Consider the following 17901-nt stretch of genomic DNA (forward strand, 5'->3'; position numbering starts at 1 on the left):
GGCCACCGCGCGGTCGCCACCCGCTACGACAAGCGCGACTACATGTTCCGCGGAACCATCGACGTCGCCTCGATCAGGATCTGGCTCCGCGACCCCGTCCCATGATCCAAGGGACACGCTCTAGTGCTCCGTCAGCCGCCCGGCCGTCACCGTCCAGTGGCGGGTCGTGCGGACGGTGCCGAGCATCCGCCGGTCGTGCGTCACCAGCAGGACCGTGCCGGGGAAGCCGTCGAGGGCCTGTTCCAGCTGCTCGATCGCGGGCAGGTCGAGGTGGTTGGTCGGCTCGTCGAGCACCAGCAGGTTCACCTCGCGGGCCTGCAGCAGTGCCAGCGCCGCGCGGGTGCGCTCGCCGGGGGAGAGGGAGGCGGCCGGGCGCGGGGCGTGGTCGGCGGTGAGCCCGAACTTCGCCAGGAGCGTGCGCACCTCCGACTCGGCCCAGTCGGGCACCGCGTTGCCGAACGTCCGCACGAGCGGTTCGGGGCCGAGGAAGTGGCCACGGGCCTGGTCGATCTCCCCGACCCGCACCCCCGACCCGAGCCCGCCGGTGCCCTCGTCCAGCGGGATCCGGCCGAGCAGCGCGCCGAGCAGGGTGGTCTTGCCCGACCCGTTCGCGCCGGTGATCACCACGCGGTCGGCCCAGTGGACCTGCGCGTCGACCGGGCCGAGGGTGAACGACCCGCGGCGCACCACGGCCCCGGACAGCGCCGCCACGATCGCGCCGGAGCGCGGCGCCGCCGCGATCGTCATCCGCAGCTCCCACTCCTTGCGGGGCTCCTCCACCACGTCGAGCCGCTCGATCATCTTCTGCGTCTGGCGTGCCTTCGCGGCCTGCTTCTCGCTGGCCTCGGCGCGGAACTTGCGCCCGATCTTGTCGTTGTCGGTCGACTTCCGGCGCGCGTTGCGCACGCCCTGGGCCATCCAGTTGCGCTGCATCTGCGCGCGGTCCTTGAGGCCGCCCAGGGTGTCGGCGTACTCCTCGTAGGCCTCGCGCGCGTGCCGCCGCGCCACCTCCCGCTCGGCGAGGTAGCTGTCGTAGCCGCCGTCGTAGACGCCCACCTGCTGCTGGGCGAGGTCCAGCTCGACGACCCGGTTCACCGTGCGTGCGAGGAACTCCCGATCATGGCTGACGATCACCGCCGCGCTGCGGAGCCCGGTGACGAACCGCTCCAGGCGCTCCAGCCCGTCGAGGTCGAGGTCGTTGGTGGGTTCGTCGAGCAGCAGCACGTCGTAGCGCGACAGCAGCAGCGCGGCGAGCCCGGCGCGCGCGGCCTGGCCGCCGGACAGGGCGGTCATCTCCGTGTCGAGGTCGACGCCCAGCCCCACCTCGGCGGCCACCTCGCCCGCGCGCTCGTCCAGGTCGGCGCCGCCGAGGGCGAGCCAGCGGTCGAGGGCGGCCGCGTAGGTGTCGTCCGCGCCCGGGGCGCCGGCACCCAGTGCCTCGGCGGCCGCGTCCATCGCCGCCTGGGCCGCGGTCACCCCGGTGCGCCGGGCGAGGAATGCCGCCACCGTCTCACCGGGCGTGCGGTCGGGTTCCTGGGGCAGGTGCCCGATCGTGGCGTCCGGTGGGCTGACGGTGACCTTCCCGTTCTCCGGGTCGAGCTCGCCCGCGAGCATCCGCAGGAGGGTGGACTTTCCCGCCCCGTTCGCCCCGACGAGCCCGACGACGTCGCCGGGGGCGACGATCAGGTCGAGCCCGGAGAACAGGACGCGGGCGCCGTGGCCTGCGGCGAGGTCGGTGGCCTGAAGGGTCGCGCTCATGACGACGTCCACGCTACTGCCCGCCACCACGGGGTCGGCCGCCGTGGTCGGGCCCGCCCGCACGCCCGGCACACGCCCCTGGTCCGTTGCTGGTGGTTCCAGGTCGCGACGCCGATGGCCGGGGCCCAGAGCAGCCAGGACAGGTAGAACATCGAGTACACCCACGCCTGGATCCCGCCGAGCATCGTGCAGGGGACCGTGTTCGAGCGGGGTGCGGATGCCCTCGTACCCCGACGGCAGGCCGACGGTGCCGGCAGCCCGCCCGCCGGCAGCAGCCTGCGGGGCGGTCCGAACGCCGTGGGGTGCACCAGCGCGAGGCAGATGCCGACGCCGATCACGGCCGGGACCGCCGGGAGCCAGGCCGGCACGTCATGGGCGAACGACGCGTCCGGTCCCAGGCCCCCGCCGATCCCGAGCGACCACAGCGTCTTCCTACCCGCGGCTCAGAACGCGTACCGCACGCGCAGCCACGGGGCGTGCGCCGCGATGAGGTCCTGCAGCCGCTGCACGCCCTCGCGCTTGCGGTCGTTGCGGTAGCGGACGTTCCACATGCCGCTCTGCGAGCGCTTGGCCTGCTGCAGGTCGGGGCGCCACAGGACGTCCTCGGCCTTCGGGTGCCAGCCGAGGTTGACCTCGTGCAGGTCGCGGTTGTGGGTCAGCAGGATGATCTCGGCGGCGGCCTGCTGCTTGAACGCGGAGCCGAGCTCGTCGTCGAGGCGGACGAGCAGCTCGGCCCAGTCGCGCTCCCACCCGTCGCGCAGGACGACCGGCGAGAGGTTGAGGTGCACCTCGTACCCCGCCTCCACGAAGTCGTCGACGGCGGCGATCCGCTCGCCGATCGGGCTCGTGCGGATGTCGAGGAGCTTCGAGTCGCTCTCGGGCATGAGCGAGAACCGGATCCGCGTGCGGCCCTGCGGGTCGAGGTCGAGCAGCTGCCGGTTGACGAACTTGGTGGCGAAGCTGGCCTTGGCGGTGGGCAGCTCGCGGAACGTCGCGACCAGGTCGGCGATGTTGTCGCTGACGAGCGCGTCCACCGAGCAGTCGCTGTTCTCGCCGATGTCGTAGACCCACGCGTGCGGGTCGACCTGGTCCGGCTCGGGCTTGACGCCCTGGCGCCGCACGTGGCCGCGCAGGTATTTGGTGATCTTGTCGATGTTCGTGAACACCGTGATCGGGTTGGCGTAGCCCTTGCGCCGCGGGACGTAGCAGTAGGAGCACGCCATCGCGCAGCCGTTGGCCGTCGAGGGGGCGATGAAGTCCGCCGAGCGCCCGTTCGGGCGCGCCGAGAGCGACTTCTTCCCCCCGAGCACGAGCGTCTCGGTCTTGACCCGTACCCACCGGTCGACGTTGCCCGCGTTGCCGTGCAGGTCGGGGATCTGCCAGTGCGAGGGGACCTCGACGACCTCGGCGTCCGGGAAGCGCGCGACGACCTGCCGGCCGCGGTCGGAGTCGCGGGCCTCCCGCTCGGCGTAGATCGTGCGGACCTGGAGCAGCCGGGCGGCGGTCGGGGTGGTCGGCGTCAGCGGCACAACCGCTTCAACAGTTCTTCACGCCCGGTGATTCCGGCCCGAACGAGAGTGCCCGGTCCGTGCTGCGCGGGGTTGCACCCTTCGAGCGCGCGGTAGCCGGGCGATCTCGTTCTTGGACCGCAACAGCCCAAAACCTCTGCGTTCGGCCCGCCGATCATCCCGACTTGCTCGCGGGACTGGATCAGAACGGTGGCGGGTCGCTATCGGAGCCGTCGGCGGTACCCGCTGCGCTCCAGGGATCGACGTGCGGGCGGGATGCCGGGGCTCTGGTCGGTCGTGCCGCCTGACGGGCTGGCTCGGGCTCGGCCCGGTAGTCGTGGGGTTCGCTGCAGTAGCTGTGCCCGGTGGGGGTGATCCACTCGATGCGGCCGTCGGGGTGGGCGGTGAGCTGCCAGCCGGTGGCGTATTTGTTCTTGTGGTGATGGACGCAGCCGTCCATCAGGTTCGGCTCGGCGGTGGGGCCGTGGGGGAACGGGACGATGTGGTCGAGTTCGGCGTCGAGGGCGCGGCGGCGACAGATGGGGCTGCGGCAGGTGACATCGCGGGCGCGGACGAAGTCGGCGAGCGCGGCCGGGGGCTTGTAGGTCTTTCGGCCGTAGTCGAGCAGCGCCCCGGAAAGTGGGTCGGTGACCAGCCGGTGCCATACGCTGTCGGCGGCGATCTCGCGGGCCAGATCGGCGGGAATCGGACCGTAGCCGACCAGCTCGCACGGCTGGTCATCCGTCCCGAGCAGGGTGGAGTGCGGCATCACGATCTGGATCAACGGTTTGCCCGGGGTGACCGGCCGCGGCGGCGGTCCGGACCACGTGCTGGTGCTGGTGCTGGTGCAGGTTTCGGTTGCGGCGGGCTCCGTGATGCCGGCGTCTCCCGCATCGGCGCTGTCGGACTCGGCGCTGTCGGACTCGGGACTGGTGCGGCTGTAGGTGATCTGTCCGGTCAGCAGCGCGACCAGCAGGTCGGCGCGGCGGGCGTCCATCCCCCGTGCATCGTCGGTGCCCATGCCGCGGGCCAGGCGGGTGAGCCACTGGTAGGCCGACTGCGCGTCCGGTGCGGACAGCAGCGCCCACAGGGCGGCCATTCCGTCCTTCTCGTCGCCGATCACGACCCGGCGGTCCTTGCGGGCTTCCCGGTGGCGGTTGTTCGCGCCATCCGGGTCGACGGCGATCACTGCGCGGGCCAGGGCGGCCCGGAACTGGGCGAGGGTTTGGGTGGGGGCGCGGTCGAGGACCCGGTCCTGCACCACCCTGGCGTGTTCCGGGGTGAGGTAGAGGGTGGCGTCGCCGAGGGCGCGGACCTTCGGCTGGTCGATCAGCCCGTCCTCCCACGCCTGCCGGGCTGCGGCGAGTTCGGCGTCGAGGCGCACCGATTCACCCAGCCGCGCCTTGGCGGTGCCGCGGGACAGGTGCAGAGCGAGCCCGACCTCGTCGGGGGCGTAGCGGCTCAACCCCGATGCCGTGTCGGCGGTGGCGAGGTCGGGGGCGTCACCGGGGCGGCGGCGGGCGAACTCGGCCAGCAGCCGGGCCTGCCGGGCCTGGGCCCAGGCGGCGACGCGGTCGAACCCGATGACGGCGTCGATCAGCCCGGCGTCGGACATCACGGCTGGGTCGGCGGTGGAGGAATCCAGGTCCAGTGCCAGCAGCCCGGACGGGCGGATCCGCGCGACCGTGTACTCCGCCACCGGCCCGGCGTCCATCCCGGGCTGCCACTCCGGACCGCCGTCCTCCGTGGGCTCGGGCAGGTCCAGCGCAGCGGCGGGCAGCGATTCCAGCAGCTGCACGAACACGATCTCGCCCGGGTCGCCGAAGAGTTCGTCGGCGGGTTGGTCGAGCGCGTCCAGGGACGCGAGCCAGTCGTCGTCCACGGAGGGAACATCGATCGGCTGCTCGAACATATGTTTGATACTACTACTCTGACCTGCAGCTGTCGAGGTCGTTGGACCTCTGGTGGCGCCGCTGCGGCGAACGGCCCCGGTGGGCGCCCAGCGGTTTTCCGGAAATGGCCGCGCGCCTGTCGATATTCAACACATAACGGTCTGCGCATTGCGCGCAATCGCAACACATGATGCCCGGTCCCTGCCTTGTGGATCAGTGCCGCGAGGAGTTCACTGAGCCGGTCGTTCCGCCCACCCGACGAGGGGAAGGCACGCCGATGACGCACATGACCCGCCGTACCGGCATCGCCATGGGACTCGCGGCCGCACTGGCCCTGTCAGCGTGTGGGGGCGCCGACGAGGGCGGTGACGGCCAGAGCATCACCGTCTGGACCGGCGACACGATTCCCGACCGCGTGGCGGCCACCGAGGCGATCATCGCCCGGTTCACCGAGCAGACCGGGATCCAGGTCGAGCTCGTCGGGGTGGAGGAGGACCAGTTCAACCAGGTCCTGACGTCCGCGGCCGCGGCGGGCGACCTGCCGGATGTGATCGGCTCGACCCCGCTCGCGCAGGTGCGCACGCTCGCCGCGAACGACCTCGTGGACACCGAGACCACGGCCGCCGTGATCGACGCCCTCGGCGCCGACACGTGGAACCAGCGGGCACTGGAGCTCACCAGAGAGGGCGACCAGCAGCTGGCCGTGCCCAGTGAGGCGTGGTCACAGCTGCTCTACTACCGCAAGGACCTCTTCGACCAGGCCGGACTGCCCGCGCCCGCTACCTACGGCGACATCCTCGCCGCGGCGCAGGCCCTCGACAGCGACCAGATGGCCGGCTTCGTGGGCGCCACGGCACCGGGTGATGCGTTCACCCAGCAGACCTTCGACCACATCGCGCTCGCCAACGGCTGTCAGATGGTGAACGACGCCGGCGAGATCACCATGGACAGCCCGCAATGCGTGGCGGCGTTCGACTTCTACCGCGACCTCATGACGAACTACTCGGTGCCCGGCGCGCAGGACGTCGACACCGTCCGCGCGGCCTACTTCGCCGGGCAGTCAGCAATGAGCATCTGGTCGACGTTCCTGCTCGACGAGCTGGCGGGGCTCCGCAACGACGCGATGCCCAGCTGCCCGCAGTGCGTCGGCAACCCCACGTTCCTGGCCGAGAACACCGGGGTCGTCACCGCGCTGCAGGGGCCGGACGGCACCGAGCCCGCCCAGTTCGGGGAGGTCATCTCCTGGGCGATCACCGCGGACGCCGCGGCGGAGCCGTCCCAGCAGTTCGTCCAGTTCATGCTCAGCGACGGCTACATCGACTGGCTGGCCTTCGCCCCCGAGGGCAAGTTCCCGGCCCGCACCGGTCCGACGCCGGGCAGCACGGAGTTCGTCGACACCTGGGAGACCCTGCCGGTCGGTGTCGACACCGAGGGTCCCCTCGAGCAGTTCTACGGCCCGGAGGTGCTCCAGGCCCTGCAGACCGGACCGGAGAACTTCTCGCGGTGGGGTATCACGCAGGGGCAGGGCGACCTGATCGGAGCCTCCCTCGGGGAGCTCCCGGTCGCGGCCGCGGTCGCGGCGGTCACCAGTGGCGGCGTCGATGCGCAGACCGCCGCGAACCAGGCCGCCGAGGCGCTGCGGGCGATCCAGGACTCCCTGCGGTGAGTGCGGCGCCCGTCGCCCCGGCGCGCACCGGCGCCCCGGGGCAGCGCCGCGACCGCCGGGGCGGACGGTCGCTGAAGCAGGCCGACGCGCGCGCCGGGCTGGCGCTGATCTCGCCGACGCTCGTCATCGTCCTGGTGATGGTGGTCCTGCCCATCCTGTGGACGGTGCTGCTGGCCTTCCAGCGGCTGCGGCTGCTCAACCTGCGCACCGCGGGGCTGTTCGGCAACCTCACGCTCGGCAACTTCGCGGACGTCTTCACCTCGTCGAGCTTCTGGGACTCACTGGGGACGACGCTGGCGTACTCGGTGCTGGGCACCGGGTTCGCGATCGTCGTGGGCCTGGTCGCCGCCCTGGCGCTGCGGCGGAAGTTCCGCGGCCGCGGCCTCGTGCGCGCGGCGATGCTGCTGCCCTACGTCGCCCCGATCGTCGCGGTGACCTTCGCCTGGTCCACGATGCTCAACCCCCAGTTCGGCGTGGCCAACCACTGGGGCACCCGGTTGCTGGGCTGGGACCAGCCGGTAGCGTTCCTCAGCCAGCGCAGCAGCGAGGTGTCGGTCCTCGGGCTGACCTTCGGCGTCCCCACCGCGCTGCTCACGGTGATCGTGTTCGAGGCGTGGCGCTCGTTCCCGTTCGCGTTTCTGTTCCTCACCGCGCGGCTGCAGGCCGTCCCCGCCACCCTCGAGGAGGCCGCGCGGGTGGACGGGGCCACGCCGACGCAACGCTTCCGACACGTGCTGCTCCCGCAGCTGCTGCCCACGATCGCGGTGCTGGCGGTGCTGCGGTTCATCTGGACGTTCAACAGCTTCGACGACATCTACCTGCTCACCGGGGGTGGGGCGGGCACCGAGGTGATCAGCGTCTCGGTGTTCAACTCGCTCACGGCGCGGGGCGACATCGGCGGCGCCGCGGCCCAGGCTCTGGTGCTCGCCGCGATCCTCGCCGTGTTCATCGGGCTGTACCTGTGGCGGCTCGCGCCGCGCGAGGAGCAGAGCTGATGGCCGGCGGGTGGAACCGGGACGCGGTGGAGACGCGCGTCTTTGCGGTGCTGCGCGTGGTCGTGATCGTCGGCCTGCTGATCGTCACGCTGTTCCCCTTCTACTACATGGGGCTGCTGTCGATCCGGCCGCTGGACCGCGTGCTGCAGGACCCCGGCGCACTCTGGGTGGGGCTGTCCGAGCTGGACCTGGGCAGCTACGCCGCCGTGCTCAGGTCCCCGGACGCCGGGGGGCAGGGCTTCCTGCTGTTCATGCGCAACAGCGCGCTCGTCGCGCTGGGCACGGTGGCGCTGACGCTGCTGATCGCGCTGCCCGGCGCCTACGCGGTGAGCAGGCTGGAGTTCTTCGGCAGGCGCCAGATCAGCGTGCTGTTCCTCGCCGTCTACCTGTTCCCCGCGATCCTGCTCGCGGTCCCGCTCTTCGTCTTCTTCACCCAGATCGGGCTGCGCGGCTCGCTCGTCGGGCTGCTCATCGTCTACGTCTCGCAGGTCGTGGCCGTGTCGATCTACATGCTGCGCAACTACTTCGACACGGTGCCGGTGAGCCTCGAGGAGGCCGCGGCGATCGACGGCTGCAGCAGGCTGGGTGTCATGCGGCGGATCAGCCTTCCGCTGGCCCTGCCGGCCATCATGGCGAACGCCCTGTTCGTCTTCATGATCGCGTGGAACGAGTTCCTGTTCGCGCTGCTGTTCCTCGTCGAGGCCCGGGACCGGTGGACGGTCTCGCTCGGGCTCTCCCAGCTGGCCGGCAGCATCGAGATCCCGACCACGGTGCTGATGGCCGGGTCGGTCATCGTCACCATCCCGATCATCGTGATCTTCTTCGCAACCGAGAAGCTGCTCACCGAAGGGCTCACGGCGGGCGCCGAGAAGGGCTGAGCCGCGCCTGAGCCGCTGCGCGAACGGCACTTTTGTTCAATAGGTTCGCGCGAAAGTGCCGTTCGCACGGGGGCGCGAGCTAGTTCCGGCAGGCCGGCCTGCCGGGGGACGCGTCAGCGAGGGTGCACTGCAGTGCCTCCTAGACGGGCTTGCGGGTGAAGTCGTCCCACATGACCGTCGCCGCGCCCTCGCCCTCGAAGAACACCGGGACCCACGAGTACTTGTCGGTGAAGCCCCAGATCGTGAACGAGTCGCAGCCCTCGACGTTCAAGCAGGCGGTGAGGGCCTGCTGGTAGTAGTCGGCCTGCTGCTCCAGCTGCGCGGCGGTCGGCTTGCCGTCCGCCGGCAGGTCCATCCGCACGTCGAGCTCGGTGATCGCCGTCTCCAGGCCGAGGTCGGCGAAGCGGCGCAGGTTGGCCTCCAGGTCGCCGGGGAAGCCGTACCGGGTGCTCAGGTGCGCCTGGGCGGAGAACCCGTGCACCGGCACACCGTCGGCGAGCAGCTGCTCCACGAGCGCGTAGTAGGCGTCGCTCTTGGCGTTGACGCCCTCGACGCCATAGTCGTTGAAGAACAGCTCCGCGTTCGGGTCGGCCTGGTGGGCCCACCGGAACGCGTCCGCGATGATGCCCGGTCCGAGCTCGCGGATCCAGATGTTGTCCGTGGTCCGCAGCTCGCCCGACTCGTCGAAGATCTCGTTGGCGACGTCCCACTGCTGGATGCGGCCCGCGTAACGGCCCACCACGGTGGTGATGTGCTCGCGCAGGATCGTGCGCAGCTCGTCGGGCGTGAAGTCGCCCTGCTCCAGCCACGCCGGGTTCTGGCTGTGCCACAGCAGCGTGTGCCCGCGAACCACCTGGCGGTTGGCCTCGGCGAACTCGACGATCGCGTCGGCGGTGGCGAAGTTGTACCGGTCGCGCTCGGGGTGGATGTACTCCCACTTCATCTGGTTCTCGGGGGACACCGAGCTGAACTCCGCCGCCAGCACCTCGCGGTACTGCGTGTCCGAGGTGAACGGGTCGGGGTAGGGCTGGCTCTCGTGGTGGCCGCCGCCCGCGACCGCGGTCCCGATGTGGAACCCGTTGGGCGCCACCCAACGCAGGGTGTCCTTCTTGGCCTGACCGGGCGGCACGTGGTCGGCGGGCGGCGCGGCGAGTGCCGTGCCCACCGGGGCGGCCAGTGCCACCGCGGCGAGTGCGGCGGTGAGGAGACGGATCGGCTCATGAGCTCCCTTGCTTTCTCTGGCGACGGTGCATGTAGAAAGTTTCGGAAAACAGCCGTAAAGTTTTCGGGCTGAGGGAACCTAAATTCTCGGAAGGTCCACCGTCAAGACCCCGCCGTTCGATGCAACCGGGCGGCCGATGTCGCCGTCGGCGCCGCGGCGATCGACGCCGTGCGGGATGCGGCGAACCGGTGGCTGTTCCCCGAGCTCGGCGAGCCGTGGAGCGGGGTGCGGTGGGTGGCCGTCGCGGCGTCACCGCTGAACTCCCACGCTGTTGAGATCAGCGAGGTGTTCGACCGCGGCGTCGCCTCGGTCGCGGCGCACCGGGAGTACCTCGCGGCGCTGTCGGGTCCGATGGCCGACCCGGCGACCTTCCTGCGGCAGATGGCCGAGGCCGACGCCGAGCGGCTGCCCGGCGCCCGGCTGGCGACGGCGTTCGAGCTGATCCCGATGTAGTTCGCGGAACGTCCGGCGCCCCCATCCGTGGTGCTCGACCGGGAATTCGGATCGACACGCTCACGGCGCGATCCCTATGGTCGACCGCGCCCACTGCCGGCAGGAGGAGATGTTCATGCGTACTGCCTCGATGGTTCCGGCCACCGCTCGTCGGGAGCCCGCCGCGGCCGACTGACCGCGAACGACAGACCTCCTCGACGAGCGCGCAACCGCGGCACCTGCCGCGGTCGCCAGCCGGTGCCGCTCCTGCGCACCGGATCTCCCACCATCGAGGAGTTCCTCCATGTCCAGCTCCACTCCGTCGACTCCGCTCGCGGCAGAAGGCGGACCCAGCAACACATCTCGGATCGGCGGAACCGTCCGCCGGGCGGCCGGCCCGTGGACCCCTACCGTCCATGCCCTGCTCCGGCACCTGGAGGACGTCGGGTTCACCGGAAGTCCCCGGGTCGTCGACAGCGGGTTCGATCCCGATGGCAACGAGGTCCTCACCTTCGTCGAGGGCGCCATCCAGCACCCTCGGGCGTGGACCCCGGACGGCATCCACCAGGTAGGCGCGCTGCTCCGCCGACTGCACGACACGGCGCCCGTGATCGTGCTCCTCGTGCGGTGGCGGAACGCCGATCGGCGCCAGGTCGTGGCGATCGCCGCAGCGCTGGCCGGGCTCGCGCTGCTCGTCGGACTGCCCGCCGAGGGTCCCGGCGCCGGCGCGGTGCTGGCTGGGGCGGTGATCGCCGTGCTGGCGGGCGGCGGGTTCGCCGCGATGACGCTACTCGCGACCCGGCCGGTACCCGGTCTCGCCGCGGCCACCACCACGGGCTTCGCGTTCGTCCTCGGCGGAGCGCTGCTCGTGCCGCTGGCCGTCGGCACGTCCGGTCTCGCCTTCACGCCCGACCTGCGCACCCTCGGCCTGCTCGTCGCGTTCGGCACGGTCCCGACCGCGCTGGCCTACACCTGCTACTTCCGCGGCCTGCGCAGCGCCTCCGCCGGGGTGGGCACGGTGATGGCGCTGCTGGAGCCGCTCACCGCGGCCGTGCTCGCCGCGGTGCTGCTCGGCGACCGGCTGGGGCTCGCGGGGATCGCGGGGGCGGTGCTCCTCGGCGTCGCGGTGGTGCTCGCCGGGCGCAGCGGTCAGGACCGCGACTCGGAGCGCCGCGCGCGCAGCTCGTAGCGGCGCTCGGCGTAGGCGATGTCGTCGCGCCAGAGCCGCCGGGCCGTCACGGCCATCAGCGGCCGCAGCGCGGCGGCGACGCGCCGGGTGTGGACGAAGCCCGGACGGTCGGAGTGCGCCACCACCGCCTCGATGACGGCGGTGCGGGGCAGGCCGTCCGGGCCCGGCCGCAGTGGCGTCGCGTGCGTCTCGACGACCGAGCCGGTGCCCTCGCCGTCGACGATCTCCATCGTGACCGTGCGCGGGTCCGGGCAGGTGAACGCCGCGTGCACGGGCACGCCGAGGCGCTTGCCGACCGTGAACGTGACCTTGACGAGGAAACGGTCCTCGGCCGGCGGGCAGTCGATCGGCGGGGCGCTGAGGACCCGCAGCGCACTGAACGAGTACGGGTGGAACCAGGCGCCGTGCCAGGGGTCGAGCCGGTTGGCGAGGACGTCGGCCGGCTCGCACCGGCCGATCACGGTGGCGACGGCATCGACGCTGCGCTCGGCGGGTGGGCGCGGGCCGAGCACGGGCGCGGCGGTGGGCTCGCCGTCGGCGAGGTCGTCGAGCCGCACCCACGCCAGCACGCCGTCGTCGTGCGCGGGCAGGGTCCGCCACCCCGGGCGGCCCTCGCCACCCAGCGCGAGCCCGTGCCACCGGCACACCAACCTGCCCTCGTGCACCGGGGCGTCGCAGAGCGCGGCGCCCAGGTGCGGGCAGGCGCCCGGACCGACGTGCAGCGTGCCGGCGTCGTCGCGCCACGCCACGAGCTCCCGGCCCGCGACGACGCGGCCGAACGCCCGACCCGGGCGGATCTCGCGGCTCCCGGCGAGCACGAACCAGCCCCCGGACGGGCGCGCCTGCGCGCGGTCCAGCGCGGCCCGGATCAGGCCGGGCTTCGCGTCGGCCCAGGTGGGTTCCTGGTCGGCCCACGCGGGACGGCGCAGCAGGCGCAGCGGGTTGATCGGGCGGCGCTCGTTCACGGCGCCCAGGCTATGACCGCCGGCAGGGACCGGCGAGCCGGACTCAGAGCCAGTCGTTGCGGCGGAACACCCGGAACAGCACCACCCAGATCCCCACGATCGCGAGCAGCACCATCGGGTAGCCGAACTGCCAGTGCAGCTCCGGCATGTGGTCGAAGTTCATCCCGTAGATGCCGGCGATCATCGTGGGGACGGAGATGAGCGCGACGTACGCACTGATCTTCCGCATGTCGCTGTTCTGCCGCATCGTGATCTTCGCGAGCGCGGCGTCGACGAGGGTGGTGAGCAGCTCGTTGAAGCCCGCGACCCGCTCCGTGACGGTGACGAGGTGGTCGTCGACGTCGCGGAAGTACGAGCGCACGTCGTGCGGCACCAGCGAGCTGTAACCCTCGGTGAGCTTGCGCAGCGGCGGCCCGAGCGGCACGACGGCGCGCCGCAGCTCCAGCACCTCGCGCTTCATCACGTAGATCTGCTCGGCGTCCATCGTGGAGCGCGGGGTGAAGACCTGCGCCTCCATCTCGTCGATGTCGTCCTCGATCGCCGAGGTGACGGCGAGGTAGGTGTCGACGACGTGGTCGGCGATGGCGTGCAGGACCGCGGCCGGGCCGAGCGCGAGCTGCTCGGGGTCGGCCTCCAGCCGGCGCCGCACCTCCTGCAGCGAGGAGTGCTCGCCGTGGCGCACGGTGACGATGAAGTCGGGCCCGACGAACGCCATGACCTCGCCCGTCTCGACGATCTCGTTCGCCGCCGTGGGACGGGCGTGCCCGACGTAACAGAGCGTCTTGAGCACCATGAACAGCATGTCGTCGTAGCGCTCGAGCTTGGGGCGCTGGTGGGCGTGCACCGCATCCTCGACGGCCAGCTCGTGCAGCCCGAAGACGTCGGCGACGCCCGTGATCTGCTCGGCGTCGGGCTCGTGCAACCCGATCCAGACGAAGCCCTCGTCGCGGCGGCGGACCTCGGCGAGGGCGCGCTCGTGGGTCCACCGGCCGGGCAGCCGCCTGCCGTCGACGTACACGGCGCAGTCCACGACGTAGGCCGAGACGGGCACGCGCAGCTTCGGCCGCAACGGGTGGGCGGTCTTGGGGGACAGGCGGGTTCCTGCGGCCCGGATGGCAGGCCGGAAGGCGGACAGCGGCGGCACGACGTACCTCCTCGGAAGGATTTCGGGACGCGCGCCGAGTGCGGCTCGTCGCGCGGCGTGGAGCTCGCGTCCCGACCGGGGAGACCGTCAGATGGTCGCCGTGTCGGGGACGCGGCGACTACTGCAACCGGGTGTCTTCTGCACCGCGCCCACCTCCTCGCTGTGTGCAGGGCCTCAGCCGTCAGGCGGGCTCGATCACGGAACCAGGATCTAGATTACCCCCACCAACTGGGGTTATCGGCGAGGGAGGCGACGACGTTGCAGTTCGGGCGGTACTTCGAGGAGTTCGAGGTCGGAGCGGTCTACAAGCACTGGCCGGGGAAGACGGTCACCGAGTACGACGACCACCTGTTCTGCCTGCTCACGATGAACCACCACCCGCTGCACATGGACGCCAACTACGCGGAGGAGACCACCGAGTTCAAGCGGAACGTGGTGGTGGGCAACTACATCTACTCGCTCCTGCTGGGCATGTCCGTGCCTGACGTGTCGGGCAAGGCGATCGCGAACCTCGAGGTGGAGTCGCTCAAGCACACCAAGCCGACGTTCCACGGCGACACCATCTACGGCGAGACCGAGGTGCTGGACAAGACCGAGTCGAAGTCGAAGGACGACCGTGGCGTCGTGTACGTCGAGACCCGGGGCTACAAGCAGGACGGCACGGTCGTCTGCACGTTCCGGCGGAAGGTGATGGTGCCGAAGCGCTCGTACGGCGAGGCGCGGGGCGGCGAGCAGCCCGGCCGCCCCGAACCACAGGGCTGACGCCGGTCGTGAGTGCAGAACGTCGCCAGGACGACGTTCTGCACTCACGGGCGCGGCAGCGCGTCCCAGCCGGCGAGGGTCTCGGCGAGCCGGTCGACCAGCGGGAGTGCGGCGAGCTCCGCCGCGTCGCACCAGCGGGCGTCGAGCGCGTCGTCGCCCGCCCGCAGTTCGCCGCCGAGCACGGTGCAGTGGTAGTCGGCGATGTCGTAGGCGCCGCGGCGTACCCGCCCGACAAGAGCACCCGTTCGGATGACGAGGCCGGTCTCCTCGGTCATCTCCCGGACCAACGCGGCATCGTCGTCCTCGCCTGCCTCGACCCTGCCACCGGGCAGCGCCCACCGCCCGCGACCAGGCTCGTTGGCCCGTTGGACGAGCAGCAGCCGGCCGTTCGAGTCGTAGGCGAGGCCCCCCACACAGGGGACAGCCGCATCACCCTCGGTCATCGCAGATCACGATACGCGCCCGCGTGCCGGATTCCGCAGGGCTCACAGGTGCGGTACAAACTACTACTGAGAGGTCGTCCTCCGGCTCAGAACGGTGGTTGTGGTGAACGTCAAGAAGATCGTTGGGCTGCTCGCGATCGCGTTGCTCATCTTCTTCGTGATCACTCAGCCCGATGGCGCGGCCAACTCGGTGCAGAACATCGGGGCCACCCTGCGTGACGCCGCCGAGTCCATCACCAGCTTCTTCACTCAACTCGTGTAAGCCGTGCTCGCCCCCCGCGAGATCGACGAGTACCTCCTACCGACCGAGCGTCGGGTCATCAGGGTGCGCCAGCACTGGGCCGTCCTGATCACGCCCCTCACGCAGACGGCGCTGTTCCTGCTCGCGCTCGTGCTGCTGGAGCGGTTCCTGCCCGACAGCGTCCTCGTCGACAACATCGCCTTCTACCTCGGGCTCGTGGCCACACTGCGGTTCACCGTGCTCACGATCCTGTGGTGGATCGAGCGCATCGTGATCACCGACAAGCGCGTGATGCTCGCCGAGGGGATCATCACCCACAACGTGGGCATGATGCCGCTGAGCAAGGTCACCGACCTCACGTTCCGGCGCAGCCTCGGCGGCAGGCTCCTGGGCTACGGCACGTTGATCGTGGAGTCGGCCGGTCAGATCCAGGCCCTCAACAAGATCAGCTACCTGCCTCGGCCCGAGGAGGTCTACGAGGCGCTCTCCGAGCTGGTGTTCGGGGAGAAGGGCAAGACGCGCGCCACGGGCCTGCTGGCCCGTCCCCGCTGGCGGCGTTAGCGCCGGTTAGCCTCAGGTGTGCCCCGCGCCCGCATCGACCTGCACACCCACTCCACGGCATCGGACGGCACCGACCGGCCCGCGGAGCTCGTCGCGCACGCGGCCGCTTCCGGGGTCGACGTGCTCGCGATCACCGACCACGACACGACCGCCGGGTGGGACGAGGCTGCGGCGGCACTGCGACCGGGGATGAGGCTGATCCGCGGGGCCGAGTTCTCCTGTGCCGGTCCCACCGGCCGCGCCGATCCGGACGTGTCGGTGCACCTGCTGGGCTACCTGTTCGACCCGGAGCACCCCGCGATCGTCGCCGAGCAGCTGCGGCTGCGCACCGAGCGCGTCCAGCGCCTGCACCGGATGACCGAGAAGATGGCCGCCGACGGCTACCCGGTGGACGTCGAGACGGTGTTCGCGCTGCTCCCCGACGGGGCGAGCGCCGGGCGGCCACACCTGGCGAGGGCGCTCGTCGCGGCGGGCGTGGTCGAGTCGGTGAACGAGGCGTTCGCGAAGCTGCTCTACACCGGCAGCCCGTACTACGTGCCGAAGGCGGACACGCCCGTCGACACCGCGATCGCGATGGTGCGCGCCGCGGGTGGCGTCGCGGTGTTCGCGCACCCGCTGGCCCGCAGGCGCGGTCGCGTGGTGGAGCCGTCGGTGCTCGTCGATCTCGCGGCGGCCGGGCTCACCGGCGTCGAGGTGGACCATCCCGACCACGGCCCGGAGGACCGGAAGCTGCTGCGCGGCCTGGCCGCCGACCTCGGCCTGGTCGCCACCGGCTCCAGCGACTACCACGGCACCAACAAGACCACCCCCATCGCCGCCGAGACCACGGGCGAGGACGCCCTCGAGGCGCTGGTGGCGCGGGCCACCGGTGCCGAGGTCCTCACCGGCTGATCGGTCACCGAGGGCGCGGGTTACGGTGCTCCCGGTGAACGGTGGTGCACAGCTCGGGTTCGACTTCGCGACCACCCGTCTGGTCAAGGTGACCCCTTCGAAGCTCGCGACATGGTCCGACTGCCCCCGCCGCTACCGGATGACCTACCTCGACCGCCCGGCGCCGCCGCGCGGCGGAGCGTGGGCCCACAGCACGCTCGGCGCGGTCGTGCACCTCGCGCTGCGGGCGCTGTTCGACCTCCCGCCTGCCGAACGCACGCCGCGCGCGGCCGCCGCGCTGGTGGACCGGCACTGGACGAGCGAGGGGTTCCGCGACGCGGCGCAGGCCGCCGAGTACCGCGAACGGGCCCGTGGGTGGGTCGCCGACTACGCCGCTGAGCTGACGCCCGACGCCGAGGCCGTGGGCCTGGAGCAGTGGGTCTCGGTCGCGACCGACCGGATCGTGGCCGAGGGCCGCGTGGACCGGATCGACCGCCGCGGGGCCGAGCTCGTGATCGTGGACTACAAGACCGGGCGACGGGCGCCCACCGAGGCGGACGCGCAGGCGTCGCAGGCCCTCGCGCTCTACGCGGTGGCGACGGAGCGCACGCTGCGTCGCCCGTGCGTGCAGGTGGAGCTGCACCACCTGCCGAGCGGTGAGGTGCTCGCGTGGCGCCACGACCGCGGCTCCCTGGACGAGCACGTGCGGCTGGCCGAGGAGGCGGCGACCGAGCTGGCGGCCGCCGCCGACGAGCTCGAGACCGGTGGCGACACCGACGAGTTGTTCCCGCCGCGGCCCGCGCCGCGCTGCGGCGGCTGCGAGATGCGCCGCAACTGTCCCGAGGGCCGCGCGGCCGCGCCGCCGCGCAACCCGTGGGATCTGCTCGCGCCATGACGACGCGCGGACGGGGCGGGCCGACGCGCGTCGGCAGTGGCCTGCGCGGGCTGTCCGGGGTGCTCGCGGGCGGGCTCGTCGCGCTGGCGCTGGCGTTGGTCGTGGCGGCGTTCGTCGCGGGTCGCACGGGGGCGCCCGGCCCCGGGACGGCGCGGCTCGTCTGGCACGTGCTGGCGGCGGCAGTTGCCGTGCCTGCCCAGTGGTACGCCGATCGACGGGCGGGGGTGCAGAGTGCGGCGGCAGCCGGCGCGGTCCTCGCGATCAGTGCCGGGGTGCTGGCAGCCCTCTGGTTCGTCTAGTCCGGTCTCCGGCCTTGCAGCAAAGCCACTTTCACGCAACGTCGTGGCATGAACGTGGCTGTCAGGAGAATCGACCGCAGCCTATGAGGCCTTGGCGAGTGTGACCTCGTATCCGAGGTCTTGGAGTGCCTTGAGGTGGCGGTCGCGGCGACGGTCGGGGCTGTCGTGGCGGCGGAGGAAG

The 17901-nt window shown here is 71.7% G+C and carries 19 protein-coding genes; 11 read left to right on the plus strand and 8 right to left on the minus strand.

Annotation, left to right across the window (positions count from 1 at the left end):
* Positions 1-120 precede the first annotated feature (120 nt).
* The 4 genes from KME75_RS29895 to KME75_RS29910 all read right to left on the minus strand — a co-directional run bounded on the left by KME75_RS29895 (position 121) and on the right by KME75_RS29910 (position 5178).
* Entirely contained in the window at positions 121-1758 is a 1638-nt protein-coding gene (locus KME75_RS29895) for an ABC-F family ATP-binding cassette domain-containing protein (protein ID WP_219418240.1), read from the minus strand.
* Positions 1755-2126 (minus strand): hypothetical protein, encoded by a 372-nt coding sequence (locus tag KME75_RS29900; protein WP_219418241.1) that lies wholly within the window; start codon positions 2124-2126, stop codon positions 1755-1757. The genes KME75_RS29895 and KME75_RS29900 overlap by 4 nt, the downstream gene beginning before the upstream one ends.
* A 75-nt stretch (positions 2127-2201) precedes the next feature.
* On the minus strand, positions 2202-3287 hold the full coding sequence (locus KME75_RS29905; RefSeq protein WP_308283224.1) for a spore photoproduct lyase family protein: 1086 nt from the start codon (positions 3285-3287) through the stop codon (positions 2202-2204).
* Positions 3288-3468: 181 nt separating this feature from the next.
* On the minus strand, positions 3469-5178 hold the full coding sequence (locus KME75_RS29910) for an HNH endonuclease signature motif containing protein (RefSeq protein WP_219418242.1): 1710 nt from the start codon (positions 5176-5178) through the stop codon (positions 3469-3471).
* 257 nt (positions 5179-5435) lie between these two features.
* Between KME75_RS29910 and KME75_RS29915 the strand changes: the two genes are divergently transcribed.
* From KME75_RS29915 to KME75_RS29925, 3 genes are read left to right on the plus strand one after another with little or no spacing between them, the layout of a single operon-like run.
* Positions 5436-6824, plus strand: coding sequence for an ABC transporter substrate-binding protein (locus KME75_RS29915; protein ID WP_219418243.1), 1389 nt, complete (start codon positions 5436-5438; stop codon positions 6822-6824).
* A complete protein-coding gene (locus tag KME75_RS29920; RefSeq protein ID WP_219418244.1) occupies positions 6821-7819 on the plus strand; it encodes a carbohydrate ABC transporter permease in 999 nt (332 codons plus the stop codon). Before KME75_RS29915 ends, KME75_RS29920 begins: the two co-directional genes overlap by 4 nt.
* A complete protein-coding gene (locus tag KME75_RS29925) occupies positions 7819-8697 on the plus strand; it encodes a carbohydrate ABC transporter permease (protein ID WP_219418245.1) in 879 nt (292 codons plus the stop codon). Before KME75_RS29920 ends, KME75_RS29925 begins: the two co-directional genes overlap by 1 nt.
* Before the next feature lie 139 nt (positions 8698-8836).
* Here the strand turns inward: KME75_RS29925 and KME75_RS29930 are convergent, their stop codons facing one another.
* Positions 8837-9880, minus strand: coding sequence for an endo-1,4-beta-xylanase (locus KME75_RS29930; RefSeq protein ID WP_308283225.1), 1044 nt, complete (start codon positions 9878-9880; stop codon positions 8837-8839).
* Positions 9881-10087: 207 nt separating this feature from the next.
* Between KME75_RS29930 and KME75_RS29935 the strand changes: the two genes are divergently transcribed.
* On the plus strand, positions 10088-10372 hold the full coding sequence (locus KME75_RS29935) for a hypothetical protein (RefSeq protein WP_219418246.1): 285 nt from the start codon (positions 10088-10090) through the stop codon (positions 10370-10372).
* A gap of 283 nt (positions 10373-10655) precedes the next feature.
* Positions 10656-11540: a DMT family transporter gene (locus KME75_RS29940; protein ID WP_219418247.1), complete on the plus strand. Its 885-nt coding sequence runs from the start codon at positions 10656-10658 to the stop codon at positions 11538-11540.
* Here the strand turns inward: KME75_RS29940 and KME75_RS29945 are convergent.
* Both KME75_RS29945 and corA read right to left on the minus strand, forming a co-directional pair.
* On the minus strand, positions 11501-12505 hold the full coding sequence (locus KME75_RS29945) for a DUF5914 domain-containing protein (protein WP_308283226.1): 1005 nt from the start codon (positions 12503-12505) through the stop codon (positions 11501-11503). The two genes, KME75_RS29940 and KME75_RS29945, sit on opposite strands and share 40 nt — an antisense overlap.
* A 43-nt stretch (positions 12506-12548) precedes the next feature.
* Positions 12549-13598 (minus strand): magnesium/cobalt transporter CorA, encoded by a 1050-nt coding sequence (corA, locus tag KME75_RS29950; protein ID WP_246633115.1) that lies wholly within the window; start codon positions 13596-13598, stop codon positions 12549-12551.
* A gap of 309 nt (positions 13599-13907) precedes the next feature.
* Between corA and KME75_RS29955 the strand changes: the two genes are divergently transcribed.
* Positions 13908-14411, plus strand: coding sequence for a MaoC family dehydratase (locus tag KME75_RS29955; RefSeq protein WP_219418249.1), 504 nt, complete (start codon positions 13908-13910; stop codon positions 14409-14411).
* A 44-nt stretch (positions 14412-14455) separates the two neighbouring features.
* On the opposite strand, the gene KME75_RS29960 is transcribed toward KME75_RS29955, so the two are convergent.
* Complete coding sequence (locus tag KME75_RS29960) at positions 14456-14854, minus strand: NUDIX hydrolase (RefSeq protein ID WP_219418250.1); 399 nt, start codon at positions 14852-14854, stop codon at positions 14456-14458.
* Positions 14855-14957: 103 nt separating this feature from the next.
* Between KME75_RS29960 and KME75_RS29965 the strand changes: the two genes are divergently transcribed.
* The 5 genes from KME75_RS29965 to KME75_RS29985 are packed head-to-tail and all read left to right on the plus strand — an operon-like array spanning position 14958 to position 17720.
* Positions 14958-15116 carry a hypothetical protein gene (locus KME75_RS29965; protein ID WP_219418251.1) on the plus strand — a complete coding sequence of 53 codons (159 nt, stop codon included), beginning with the start codon at positions 14958-14960 and terminating at the stop codon, positions 15114-15116.
* 3 nt (positions 15117-15119) lie between these two features.
* Positions 15120-15656, plus strand: coding sequence for a PH domain-containing protein (locus tag KME75_RS46200; protein WP_219418252.1), 537 nt, complete (start codon positions 15120-15122; stop codon positions 15654-15656).
* A gap of 18 nt (positions 15657-15674) precedes the next feature.
* Complete coding sequence (locus KME75_RS29975; protein WP_219418253.1) at positions 15675-16547, plus strand: PHP domain-containing protein; 873 nt, start codon at positions 15675-15677, stop codon at positions 16545-16547.
* Positions 16548-16581: 34 nt separating this feature from the next.
* Positions 16582-17421: a RecB family exonuclease gene (locus KME75_RS29980; protein WP_219418255.1), complete on the plus strand. Its 840-nt coding sequence runs from the start codon at positions 16582-16584 to the stop codon at positions 17419-17421.
* A complete protein-coding gene (locus KME75_RS29985) occupies positions 17418-17720 on the plus strand; it encodes a hypothetical protein (RefSeq protein ID WP_219418256.1) in 303 nt (100 codons plus the stop codon). The genes KME75_RS29980 and KME75_RS29985 overlap by 4 nt, the downstream gene beginning before the upstream one ends.
* The last annotated feature ends 181 nt before the right edge of the window (positions 17721-17901 follow it).

Origin of the sequence: Pseudonocardia nigra (genome assembly GCF_019396355.1) — a bacterium.
Taxonomy (GTDB): domain Bacteria; phylum Actinomycetota; class Actinomycetes; order Mycobacteriales; family Pseudonocardiaceae; genus Pseudonocardia; species Pseudonocardia nigra.